This is a genomic window from Eisenbergiella sp. OF01-20 (genome assembly GCF_003478085.1).
GTDB lineage: Bacteria > Bacillota > Clostridia > Lachnospirales > Lachnospiraceae > Eisenbergiella.
In genome coordinates, this window is sequence record NZ_QUES01000042.1 from 1 (window position 1) to 12809 (window position 12809).

Here is a 12809-nt window from a genome sequence, read left to right on the forward strand (position 1 = left end):
AATGTTGCCAGTTCACCCGGCTTCGGGTTTTCATAATTCACTTGACACTACCCCTTAGTAAATGGTTTTGGAATTATAAAGCCTGAGCTGGAATACCGTGATAATCCCGGCTATCAGGAACATTACCACCGCAATGGCAGAGGCATAACCCTGTTCGTAATTGGTAAAAGCCGCCTCATATAAATAGGTGGCAAAGGTCTGCGTGGAGTTCGCCGGCCCGCCTCCTGTCAGAGAGGCCACCAAATCATACTGCTTGAGGGCACCGATCACACCGATAATCGTCAGGTTATATGTGGTCCCCCTTACCAGAGGGAATGTGATTTTCTTAAGTATCTGGAAATGTGTGGCCCCGTCGATTTTGGCCGCTTCATACAAATCTTCCGAAATACCCGCCATAGCGCCGTAATACAGCGTCATGGAGTAGCCGGTCCACTGCCAGATGTTAACAAGGATAATTGCCCATATAGCCAGCTTGGGATTGGAAAGAGGGGCGCTGACTCCAAAAAAAGAAAGGATATCCTTTAAATAACCGATATTCGGATCCAGGAGCCGGTAGAAAACCTGTCCGATAATGATGGAAGAAAGGATAGCCGGCATGAAGAGGACTGCCTTGGAGACATCCCTTCCCACAAATTTCTTCTGGAACATATCCGCCAGAAGGAACCCCAGAATAGCCTGCACGGTTACGGTAAACAGTGCAAAAAGCAGAAAATTCCGCAGAACAATCCGGAATACCTTGTCTTTGAATATATTCATAAAGTTCGTCAGCCCGATAAAGGTCATATCCGGGTCAATACCGTTCCAGTCATACAAACTGATTTTCACGTTATATAATACCGGATAAACCATATATACCATTACAAACAAAAGCAACGGCAGTACACATAAAAATCCAATTTTCCTGCTGTTTCTAAAATTAATCATCCTTCCGGCCTCCTGCCTTTTTAACTAACGTGCAGAACCTGCGCCCGCCGGACGGCAGCCCCTGTTCCACATGATCTCCGCGGACAGCGGGCCGGACGGACATGACAGCATGTCCACCCGGTGTCTGCCGCCAGGGTACTTCCCATACGGAATCCCTGTTATTTGGAAATTCCTGCAGCGGCTTCCGCCATTGCTGCGGCGGCTTCTTCCGGAGTGGCCGCGCCGGTTCCCAGAAGCTGCAGCTGGTCGAACAGCTCGTCATTTATCTTGGTGTAGAAGGAGCTGCGGAAGCCTACGGTCTGATCGGAGGCGGCTGCCGCCGAAATGGTATCATAAGCCGCTTTATAATCCGCCGTAAGGTCAACGGTGGGGCTGGGTGCATCCTTCAGCACGCTGAAGAACCCAAGACCGTCCACTACGGACTGCTGCATATCGTAGCACATCCATTTCACAAATTCCCAGGCCGCTTCCTGGTTCGGGCTTGCGGCGTTGATTCCCCATGCCACATCGGGAGCGGTGAGCACCGCACCTTCTTTTCCTTCGATGGAAGGAAGGGTTGCCACTTTAATATCATTGGAGGAAAAGTTTTCATAAAAGGAGTTCTCCGCCTTCAGGGAACCCAAATCCCAGGAACCGTTGAAAATCATAGGGATGGTGGAATTTCCGTCGTCATCCTTCCACTGGGAATAGCCTTCGTTGTAAATGGTGGTGGACAGCGCGCCGTCCTGTACAATGCCGTCGGTAAACAGCTTCTGGTAATAAGAAAAGGCTTTTACCACATCGCTTTCCGTCCATTCCGCATCCAGAGAGAATACGTCGTTGCACAGATCTTTGTTGATAGTAGCCAGGATGGCGATAAACATATCATAATTCTGCCAGTTATCCTTGCCGCCGAACATCAGGGGAATCTGCTTTGCACCGCGTAATGTCTGTGCCGCCTGCGTCAGTTCTTCCCAGGTTGCAGGAAACGCTGCAACACCGTTTTCCGTCATAAGTTTATTGTTGTACCAGATGGTCCCCGATGCGCTCATGGCACTGGGGAATGCATATATTTCATCACCGGAAAGCGTAATGGTGGTGAAGGAGGCGTCGGTAAACTGATCCTGCCAGTTCTCTCCCCATTCTGCAGATGCGTAATCCGCCATAGGCGCCAGCTGGGATTTGTATTGTTCCAGATCCGCGCCCGGTGCGATGCCGATAACATCCGGAGCGCTTCCGGCTGCAAAGTCAACCTTGAGGGCGTTATAGTGATCTTCCTGTCTCATTATCGTTACGGTTGCATGGATCCCGGGATGGGTGGCGTTAAACTCATCTGCGATGGCCTGTGTCAACTCGGAATCCTCACTGAATCCCTTATAATTGCCCAGGGCATACTGCCAGGACTGTACGGTGATTTCCACAACCTCCCCGTCCGCAGCCCCGGTACTGTCCGTGTTCTGGGCTGCGGCTGTACTCTGGGAAGCCGTCTCCTTGGTATCGGCGGTTTCTGCAGACGTAGTGTCCGTGCTTCCACAGGCTGCCAGTGACATTACCATTGCTCCTGTCAGCAGCATTGCAATTACTCTTTTCATAAATAAATCCTTCCCTTCCTGCTTCTGAATTTCTCTGCATGTATTTCCTTGTGACTGTTCCGTCCCTTCACAGATACTGCGCCGACGTACCGGACAGTTACCTTTCATTTACTATTGCATTATAGTGTACTGAATAATTTTATCAAAGAGCATTATTTTTAGTAAAAATAGGTTGTTTTTTTTAGATTATTAAATTTCCCCCGTTTTTTTCCGTATTATGGAAAAGCGGTGCCTGTGTCCGGGAGATGCGCATAAAAAAAGAACCGGCAGCCTGTGCATACCGGTTCTTCCTTTTCCCTGCTTCTATTCCGTTCTTTCCCTGCCCCAGAAGAACAGCGCCACGGTTCCCGGCCCTGTATGGCTTCCGATGGTAGTGCCCACATAATTGATTTCCACCTTCCCGTTCAGTTTGGGAAAACGTTCTTCTATCATGTCCGCTACCGCACGGGCATCCTCGCGGCAGGCCGACTGGGAGATATAGCATTTGCCGGAATAATCCAGACCGCCATCCGCATATTCCTCCATCTTTTCCACAATAGCCTGTATCACCTTACGCTTGGTACGGATCTTAAACCGGGGAATCAGCCTGCCCAGGTTATCCATATTCAGAAGCGGGCAGATGCCAAGCACGCCTCCGATAAACCCGGAGGCCCTGGATACACGGCCGCCCTTGATATAAAAGGTGAGGTCCGTAGAAAAAAACCAATGGTTCAGCCTGCGTTTATTCTTCTCCGTCCAGGCATAAAGCTCATCAATCCCCATTCCTTCATCCCGCAAATCTGCCAGCTTATCCATTAAGAGTCCGTATCCTGAAGAAGCCCCCAGGGAATCCACCACATAAATTTTCCGGTCCGGGTACAACTCTTCCAGCTCCTGCTTTGCCGCAAGCGCGGAATTAATAACGCCTGAAATTCCGGAGGAAAGGCATAAATGCAAAACATCCCTGCCCTCCTTCAGGAAAGCCTCAAAATATTCCCGGAATTCTTCGGAATTCACCTGGGAGGTTTTGGTATCGGCTCCCTGGGTCATCTTTTTATAAAATTCTTCAAATGGCATGGATTTGCCTAAATCATCCGCATACTGCACTCCATCCAATTCATAATGAAAGCATATGTAGGATATGTCCCTGGAACGAAAATGTTCTTCCGTCAAATCTGCCGTAGAACAACAGCTTATAATATAATCTCCCATCCTCTCCGCCTTTCTATCCTTTCTGTCAGGATTCTTTCTTCACTCAGCCGTATAGGCGGCCTTGTAGAGTTATTATACCCTATTGTGCAACCTGCCACAACTCCATTTAGCTATAGTTTCCGAAAAACAAAAGACCAGTTTCCCGTCCGCATTGGAAATCTGGTCTTTCTCCTGCTTATTTAATTCCTTACTGACTACCTGCTATCGGCCTTTCATCAGCAGCCCGTGCCATCCTTTTGCAGGAACCAGGTAGTCATTTCGCTCACGCCGCGGTTCGCCCATGCAAAATATGGAATCAGCTTCAGCTGCGTTTCTTCCTCCCCATACGGCTTATCAGAATACAAAACGGCCGACTCTTTTCTTTTCCATGCTTTCATCGTCAGCACGGGGATTTCCAGACCGCCTATTGTCTCTCTTTCCAAATTTACCGCACTTTCCCTTTGAATACGCACATCCCGCAGCAAATACGCATTGTCTATCCCTTCCGCACAAAATACAATCGGTCCTCTTACCACGGCGGCCCTGCCGCAAAGATCCGAAACTCTGGGATTTGCCTCCACGATTCTTGTTTCCAAAGGCAGCTTTACATGAATACAATCTCCCTGGGCAAAGCAGCGGTCCACATAAACATAACCTTTTACAGGGGCACATACTATCTTCTCACCGTTTACTGTGAGTTCTGCTTTTTCAGCCGATGCCCAGCCGGGTATTCTCAGGGCTATGGTAAATGCGCCTGCTGTTTTGACAAGAATCTGCACATCTCCTTCATAAGGATATTCCGTCTTCTGTTCCAGAAGAATTTCCCTGCCGCCAATGCTGACCGTGCCGGTGCCGTTCATATAACAATGGGTAAAAACCGTATTGCCCGATGTTGCGTACATAAAATCGGCGATGGAACCGACAAACCTTAACAGATTGGGCGGGCAGCAGGAGCAGCCGAATACTTTGGCTCTTTCCAGAATCGGAAGGTGTTCCTTCAGCCCCTCCGGCCTGCTGTCATTAAATGCATTTCTGCGTGGATCGACCGACATCGGATTTTCATAAAAAAAGCTGTCGCCGGATATGGATATACCGCCAAGAACCGTATTATAGATTGCCTGCTCCGCCGCATCCGCATATTTTCCATCAGCCTCTATCAGCCACATTCTGCGGGCAAACAACGCCAAAGCAATTGATGCGCAGGTCTCATTATAGGCCGTATATTCCGGCAGATCATAGTCGAAACTGAAGGATTCCCCCCTGTGGGTGGAACCTACTCCTCCGGTGATATACATTCTTTGATTCACAATATTATCAAATAAAGCCTCGCAGACCCCGGCAAGCTCTTCTTCCTTATTCTCTTTTGCCAAATCGGCCATACCGCTGTATAAATAAAGCGCCCTTACGCTGTGTCCCTCCGCCGTCAGCTGCTTTCTGACCGGAAGGTGTGACTGCATATGTTCCTGATCCGTAAAGCTGTAGGTTTCATCCCTTTCGCTTGTTCCTCTTGTATTGATAAAATATTCCGCCAGCGCCTTGTAACGTTCCTCTCCCGTATACCGATAAAGCTTCATCAGCGCCAGCTCAATTTCTTCGTGTCCCGGCGTATCAAAGCCGGCCGAGTGCTCGATACGGAAAACCCTGTCAATTAAATCTGCATATGTAACCGCCACCCTGAGCAACGCGTTTTTCCCCGTAGCCTGGGCATAAGCTATGGCTCCTTCGATTAAATGGCCCGCGGAATAGAGCTCATGATCGGTTCTTCTTGTAAACCTGGCTTCCGGTTCCACAACGGTAAAATACGCATTCAGATAACCGTTCTCTTCCTGTGCGCGCTCCATCCGCCCTACAAGCTCATCTATTTTTTCCTCCAGCAAAGGGTCTCTGCGCTTCTGCAGAAAATATGCCGCGCCTTCTATCCATTTCGTCACATCGGATTCCCAGAAAATATGCGGACGGTTAGGCATTCCCTCCTTCCAGTTGAATTTCAGCGCCTCAAATCTTCCGGTTTCCTCAAATCTGTCATAAACAGCTTCCATCGTAACACCCCGGAATAAATCCTGTTTTTTCTTCCAGAATCCTCCCGTTATTGTTATGTTTTTAAAGGAGTTCTGCTCTCCGGTATACTTTTCCATAGTCGTTCCTTTCCAGATATTATTTACCGCCATCACCTATGCTTTCAGACCGGTCAATGAAATTCCTTCAATCAGATATTTCTGACCAATCAGATATATCAGAATACATGGGGCAACCACAATTGTGGAGCCCGCCATCATAAGATTCCATTTCGTGGAGTAGTCCCCGCGCAGCTGCAAAAGGCCAAGCGCCAATGTAAAATGTTCTTTTTTGTTCAGATAAATAATCGGGCCGAAAAAGTCGTTCCAATTATTCAAAAATGTAAATAAGCCCACCACTATCATAGCCGAACCTGAAAGCGGTAATATTATTTTAGTAAAAATCTGCAGCGCGTCAGCGCCGTCAATTCTGGCCGCTTCGTCCAATTCCTTAGGAATTCCGAGAAAAAACTGTCTCAGCAGAAAAATATTGAAAGCACCTCCGCCAAAAAAGGAGGGTAAAATCAATGGCCAGAAGGTATCCACCATGTTGAAATTACGCCAAATCAAGAACTGAGGTATTAATGTAACCGAACCGGGAAGCATCATAGTAGTCAGAATCATAGCAAAGCATATTTTCTTACCCTTCCACTCCACCCGGGAAAACGCGTATGCAGCCATAGCTGAAGTCAGAAGTGTCCCAACAAGGCAGCCGCCTACAATAATAATGGTATTTATGGCGTAGGTTCCGAAATTTGCCGCTTTTATGGCCTCCGCATAATTACTCCACAGCATTTCCTCCGGCCAGACGATAAACGGATCCATCACATAAATCTGCGTATTTTTCATAAAAGAGGAACGTACCATCCAATACAGAGGGATGACACAGATAAGGGCCATAGAGCCTAAAACCAGATAAAAAATTATTTTGCCTATATAATATTTTGCATTCCTTTTTCTTACCACTACTTATCCCCTCCTTCATAATAAACCCACTTATTTGACGTTTTAAACACTACTATGGTCAATACCAAAACAGCTATGAACAGAATCCATGCCATTGCAGATGCAAGCCCCATATCCATATATTTGAACGCCTGCCTCCACAGATTAAACACATAAAACAAAGAAGAATTATTGGGACCGCCCTCTGTAATGATATATGCCTGCCCGAATACCTGCAGAGCGCCGATGATCCCCATAACCAGATTGAAAAACATTGTGGAGGAAACCATAGGGAGTGTAATATTCCAGAATTTGTGCCATGCATTACCGCCGTCTATTTCCAAAGCTTCATAGTACACCCTGGGTATATTTTGTAATCCCGCAAGGAAAATAACCTGTGTGGAACCCGTCCCCCAGATCCCCATAAATACAATAGATGGCAGCACACTTCCCTTCCCCCAGAAGAATTGGCTTTCCGGCAGATGCAAAAAACCAAGAAGCGTATTAAACAGCCCAAAATCCGGATTCATAAGCAGAATCCACACAAAACTGGATGCCACCGCGGGAAGAATGCACGGCATATAAAACAAAGATCGGAAAAAAGCCCTTCCCACCATTTCCCTGTTCAGCAGCAATGCAACCATAAATGAAAAAGCGAGATTAGCAGGCACCGCCATAATTGCATAAAGCAATGTCACACGCACGGAAATCCAGAATGTGGTTTCTTCCCCGCCGAATAATTTTATATAATTCTGTAAACCAATCCACTCGGGCTTTCCAATAATACTATACTCACAAAAACTGTAATATCCGCTCAGGAGCATAGGGAGCAGGTTAAATATCAGAAATCCCAGCACTGCGGGAAGCGCAAATGACCATCCGACAATATTTGACATGGTTTCCATTTTTATCGTTTTCTTTTCTTTCTTCAAAGGAACCCTCCTCTTACCATACAGGGGACCTGCATATTTTCTGCACGGCCCCCTGATATCTTAACGATTTGTCAGTTTTGTCAATATGCTATTTCCCAAACCAGCCCTGAACTTCCTTATTTGCCTGATCTTTTATAGCTCCCATCGCTTCTGCAGCTGTCTTCTCACCAGACCACACATCATCCAGCGCCGGATTCAATATATCATTTATTTTTGCAAAATTCTTTACCACTGCGGCTGTGGAAGGTTCCGCCGTGCCGTCAACCTGCGGCTTTACAATAGCTTCATAGTAATTGGAAGGGTGTTTATCCGTAATTACGGTTTTAATATACGCATCCGATAATTCGGCTTTTGTGGTAGGCAGCCATAATCCTGACTTATATAACGGCTCACATGCACCTTTGGAAAGTAAATATTTCATAAATTCCCAGGCAGCCTCTTTTTTGTCGGTGTTCATAATGCTTATACCGCCGTATGTCATAACCGTTTTACCGCTGTCACCGCCCATCTTAGGCAGGGCCGCAACATTATATTCCACCTCATCGGCCATCAGAGTCGCATTTACCCACTGACCGTCAAAAGCCATGGCAACCTTTCCTGTTACCAGTGCTTCCGATAATCCCGGCATTGTCTCACTCGCCGTAGGCGTGGGGGCAACATGATATTTATAAATCAAATCGGAAAGATTCTGAAGTGCGGTAATTCCGTAATCTTCCGCATATCCTACTTTGCTTCCGTCTTCTGTCAGATAGTCTCCGCCCAGAGTATAAATAAAAGGCATATAACCTGCCCACCATTTACTGATGTTAATGCCGTAGGTATCAATATTTTCCGGGTCAAATTCTGGATCCAATGCATTTTTACCGTTTTTATCAACAGTCAGCTGCTGACAGATATTCACAAAGGTATCCCAGTCCCATGCATCGGCATAGCTTGCCGGCGGCTCCTCCACCCCGTACTTTTCAAAGATGGCGGGGTTATAAAACATACATATATTTTCAGAACCGATACCATATCCTGCCATATAATCATCGTTCAGCATGAATGTAAACGGATCCATCAGATTGTCCTTGTCGAATTCAGGATCCCTCTCCATGAAATCATTGAGGTTTAACACAATTCCTTCCTCCGCATATTTGTACATCAGGGTATCCGCATTTAAACAGCAGATTTCCGGGATATCATTTCCCGCTATCATGGAAGTAATTTTCGTATCATACTCATCCGGAATATTCATAACCGTAACATGGATATTGGGATGTTCTTTATTGAAATTTTCGGCAATCTCTTCATAAACAGCGAGTGTATCACCGCCGTCCCATTCTGTGAAGCGGATTTCCACCACTTCACCATCTGAAGCGGCCGTACCTCCCCCGTCCTTTTTTTCCTCAACTGCACTGTTTCCCGCCTGATCCGTATTTGTTGTCTTTACCGACCCGCATCCAACCGCAGAAACCACCATTGCAGCTGCCAGCAACATATGCAACAACCTCTTTTTCATCTTCCTTCTCCTTTCGTACTCTACCTTTTCCAGGTAAATGTAAAACTGTTTTCATGTACTTTGAGTTTACCATCCATGCTATATTCTTCTCTACAGGACAATTCTAATATAATCGGACATTTCAAAGTTCCTTACAATTCAAAAGGAATATACAGATGAAGGCAGGTGCCTCTTCCTTCCTCAGACTCCACGTCCACCCGATACCGCTCTCCATAAATCAACACCAGCCTTCTGTGCACATTGGAAATTCCGATTCCTCCGTCATTTGCGGCTTCAGCAATATGCTGTTTCATAGCTTCGGCATCCGTTCCTTTGCCGTTATCGCTTATTCTGAAATGAATATCTTCCTCTTCCTGACAGGCTGTTACCAATAATAATCCGCCCTCCGACTTTCCTTCAAAACCATGGATAATGGCATTTTCCACTAAAGGCTGCAGAAAAAATTTGGGAACCCTGCACTGCATGAGATCGGAAGGGATCTGTATATCTGCAGTGAATATATTGCCGAACCTCTTCGCCATAATAAAAATGTAGTTTGATGTCCACACAATCTCATCAGACAAAAGAATCTTTTCCGATCTGTTTTTGAATGTATACTGAAGCATTTCCGACAGGCTGACAATCAGATCCGACGTTTCTTCATCATCATTCTGAATGGCCAGCATATTAATCGTATTCAGGGTATTATACAGAAAATGAGGATTGATCTGCATGGCCAGGGCCATCAGCTGTGTTTCTTTTTCTCGCAGAGATATTTCATAATTTTCATGAATCAGCCTGTTGATCTCCAATTCCATATGATTAAAGCTTTCCGTCAGCAGCCTGAAATCCCCGCCTTCCGGAACCGGTGTATCGGCGCTGAAATTACCTGTTGCCACTCGCCTGGCAGCTTCTGTCAGCTTTCCCACAGGACGGCTGATTGTTTTTGACAGAAGACTTGCCACCACTGCCGATAAAACCAACAATATTGCCAGCATCACAAGCTGAATAAGCCTGGCCTGCATCAGCGTATCCCGGATCAGCGTATCCATAGGTACCAGCACCCAGGAAAACCATTGCGGATATTCCAAGGTATCATAACACACCAGGTATTCCCTGTTTCCCAATACACAGGTTGAAAAACCATCCTTCCCATAATATTTCCAGATGTCCTCCGGCAGCTTTTGAGATATTGCAAAGCTTTCATTATCACTGGATATCACGATCCCATTCTCGTCGGAAATTCCATAAATACTGTCTTTATATTCAACACTTTTCTCATATACCTTCCTTATACTGTCTTCCAATATGTATACAAAAAGCACCGGATTTTCATCTTTTTCCGAAAGTCTCCGGTAATCGGACTTAAAAGAATACTGAAAAGTCATTTTCCTGACCATAGTAATCGGATACCTGTAAGAATAATCTTCTTTTCCGATGAGGTAATCCGACTGCACGGCCTTTCCGTAGTCATACCCCGCCGTCCAGCACGGCAGTCCGCCTCCCATCTCCGCTTTCTCCAGCAGCCCTGACCGTTCGATTCCATCCAGCGTCGTGCTAAGCATACCGCTATCACCAAAAATCCATTTCGATGTAAAGAGATAAGCTTCATATACATCCTTTGATGTGGAAAACTGCCTGGCAAGCTCTGTTTCCAGCCGTCTGTCATACCGCATCAAATCCGATGTTGAAAGCGAATCAAAATCAGAGAACACTTCATAATAGTATTCATTGTTCAGCATCAGCTGAGAGATATCTTCAATTTGATTCAGCATCATTCTCAAAACATTATTATTTGCCCGCACTACGGAATAGATGTTCCTTGAAGCTTTCTCTATGATATGATCTTCGTAAAAATGCATCATCAGCTGCTGCATCAGTATGGATGGTATAAATGTAAACAACACAAGAATCACTCCGATTTTTTTCCGAAAACTCCATGATTGTATCATATCTCTCGCTTTTTTCAGCATTTTTTATGTACCTTCCTGTATTGCTCCGGTGATATTGTAAACTGCTTCCGAAATACACGGTTAAAATAACTGCTGTCTCTGAATCCGCTTTTCCCCGCTATATCCGCTATTTTTAAGTCTGTCTCCGTCAGCAGCTTACAGGCCAGTTCCATACGTAAAGACAAAATATAACTGCTATAGGACATTCCCATCCTGTTTTTGATCTGTGTTGACAGATAATTCGGATGAAAATGAACCTGATCCGCAAGAAACTGCAGGGACAGATCTTCCTCCAGATGGTTTTTAATATAGCTGATACAGCTTTCCACCGCATCATAACTCATTGCCGTCTGCATATAATATCCGGCAGCCCGGTCCAGAAGATCTTCTGAAATACCAAATAACGACACGAACGAATCACACTGACCAAACAGCTGATATGCTTCATTCAGCAGCACATCATAATCTGCCTGGGGAATCATGCCGTCCAGTTCCTTTAAGACAGACATTATCATTGAAGAAACTCTGTGCTTTATCTTGTTAGGATATCGGTACGGCGCCTGCCCAAGAACTTTTTCCAGCTCCGACAAAGCTCCTTTCCTCCTTTCTCCATCCCCTGCGCGCACTGCCTGCCGTATATCCGTTTCATAGGCTGATACAGATATCATCGGCATTTCCATGACAGCCCCGAATTTTGCATATTGGAAAATCCCTCCCGTTTCAGGGGTAAAAAAGTAAAACGACAGAACTTCTTCAGCCTGCCTGAAGCCTTCCGCCCCATGCTCAATCATGTTTGGCAGGCTGTTGGATATACCTGCCCAGAAAATAATGTCATGAAGCCGAAGCCGCAGCAGCAGCTTCTCCAACTGGGATGCAACGACTGCGGCTTCCCATCCTGCAAGCATTACCGCCGCCTTCTGCTCGGTCTTATCCAATCCATGTTCCCGGGGCACAAAACAGGCTCCGTGAAATCCGTTTATCATTTCTGCAATCAACTGATCCTGCTGCTGTTCACTCATCTGCGCCCTGCTCTGGCGGAACCCTCTCCTGACTTTCCATCTCAGCGCCACTATTGTACCCGGACAGGCAAAACCTTTCAGTTCCTCTTCCGCTGTCTGGGATTCATTCCCGCTGTTTAAAACAGACCAAAGCAATTTCAATCTGTCCTGTTTTTTCCCTTCCTCCACCATTGACTCATAATGGATCAGCTGCCGGCTGGTTTTCCGTTCTCTTTCCAGCTCCTCCGATACTTTATCAATCAGCTTTTGTGCATCGCTGATCCGGAACGGCTTAATCAGATAATCGGATACACTTCTTTGAATTGCTTCCCTTGCATATTCAAACTCCTGGTAAGCGCTTATCAGTACTATTTTAACACATGGATAATTAGCTGATATCTGCCTGATCAGCTCCATCCCATCCATAACCGGCATGCAAATATCCGTTATCACCAGGTCAGCGCCATTATTCTGAAGCTCCTCATACACTTCCTTTCCATTGGCACATGCGGTGATTTCCGTTTCCGGCGTGATTTTCTTCAATATTTTAGTAAGCACATTTCTTTGCAATATTTCATCGTCAGCTACAATAATCCGACGCAATATCATGTCTATCCCCCCTGTAAACCGCAGGCTTACCTGCGATACAACATAAACTATTCGTTTTCGATATTTTCCTAAGTTTACCATTTAACGGCTTTCGATTCTATTGTAAATTCATTACATAATATAACAAATCAAATATGTATGTTCTGCCGGAACAGCTGTGGAGAGGACGGTGAT

Annotated in this window: 9 protein-coding genes; all 9 read right to left on the reverse strand. The window is 45.9% G+C overall.

Annotation, left to right across the window (positions count from 1 at the left end; translation table 11 throughout):
- Window positions 1-54 precede the first annotated feature (54 nt).
- Window positions 55-924, reverse strand: coding sequence for a carbohydrate ABC transporter permease (locus DXA36_RS28330; protein ID WP_118682630.1), 870 nt, complete (start codon window positions 922-924; stop codon window positions 55-57).
- Between the two features lie 158 nt (window positions 925-1082).
- Entirely contained in the window at window positions 1083-2495 is a 1413-nt protein-coding gene (locus DXA36_RS28335) for an ABC transporter substrate-binding protein (RefSeq protein WP_182479301.1), read from the reverse strand.
- 303 nt (window positions 2496-2798) lie between these two features.
- Complete coding sequence (locus DXA36_RS28340) at window positions 2799-3686, reverse strand: DegV family protein (protein WP_118682632.1); 888 nt, start codon at window positions 3684-3686, stop codon at window positions 2799-2801.
- Between the two features lie 215 nt (window positions 3687-3901).
- The gene (locus DXA36_RS28345; protein ID WP_182479302.1) at window positions 3902-5800 is read right to left on the reverse strand and encodes a glycoside hydrolase family 127 protein; all 1899 of its coding nucleotides are present in this window, start codon (window positions 5798-5800) and stop codon (window positions 3902-3904) included.
- A 36-nt stretch (window positions 5801-5836) separates the two neighbouring features.
- Window positions 5837-6685: a carbohydrate ABC transporter permease gene (locus tag DXA36_RS28350; protein WP_118682634.1), complete on the reverse strand. Its 849-nt coding sequence runs from the start codon at window positions 6683-6685 to the stop codon at window positions 5837-5839.
- Window positions 6685-7596 (reverse strand): carbohydrate ABC transporter permease, encoded by a 912-nt coding sequence (locus DXA36_RS28355; protein ID WP_243114768.1) that lies wholly within the window; start codon window positions 7594-7596, stop codon window positions 6685-6687. Before DXA36_RS28355 ends, DXA36_RS28350 begins: the two co-directional genes overlap by 1 nt.
- Before the next feature lie 88 nt (window positions 7597-7684).
- Window positions 7685-9097, reverse strand: coding sequence for an ABC transporter substrate-binding protein (locus tag DXA36_RS28360; protein ID WP_118682635.1), 1413 nt, complete (start codon window positions 9095-9097; stop codon window positions 7685-7687).
- Between the two features lie 131 nt (window positions 9098-9228).
- Window positions 9229-11049 carry a sensor histidine kinase gene (locus DXA36_RS28365; protein WP_118682636.1) on the reverse strand — a complete coding sequence of 607 codons (1821 nt, stop codon included), beginning with the start codon at window positions 11047-11049 and terminating at the stop codon, window positions 9229-9231.
- The gene (locus tag DXA36_RS28370; RefSeq protein ID WP_182479303.1) at window positions 11043-12635 is read right to left on the reverse strand and encodes a response regulator transcription factor; all 1593 of its coding nucleotides are present in this window, start codon (window positions 12633-12635) and stop codon (window positions 11043-11045) included. Before DXA36_RS28370 ends, DXA36_RS28365 begins: the two co-directional genes overlap by 7 nt.
- Window positions 12636-12809: the final 174 nt, after the last annotated feature.

Coding starts and splice junctions, on each gene's coding strand:
- DXA36_RS28345 (WP_182479302.1), bottom strand. CDS start 5,800: ATGGAAAAGTATACCGGAGAGCAGAACTCCTTTAAAAACATAACAATA.
- DXA36_RS28335 (WP_182479301.1), bottom strand. CDS start 2,495: ATGAAAAGAGTAATTGCAATGCTGCTGACAGGAGCAATGGTAATGTCA.
- DXA36_RS28330 (WP_118682630.1), bottom strand. CDS start 924: ATGATTAATTTTAGAAACAGCAGGAAAATTGGATTTTTATGTGTACTG.
- DXA36_RS28365 (WP_118682636.1), bottom strand. CDS start 11,049: ATGCTGAAAAAAGCGAGAGATATGATACAATCATGGAGTTTTCGGAAA.
- DXA36_RS28340 (WP_118682632.1), bottom strand. CDS start 3,686: ATGGGAGATTATATTATAAGCTGTTGTTCTACGGCAGATTTGACGGAA.
- DXA36_RS28370 (WP_182479303.1), bottom strand. CDS start 12,635: ATGATATTGCGTCGGATTATTGTAGCTGACGATGAAATATTGCAAAGA.
- DXA36_RS28360 (WP_118682635.1), bottom strand. CDS start 9,097: ATGAAAAAGAGGTTGTTGCATATGTTGCTGGCAGCTGCAATGGTGGTT.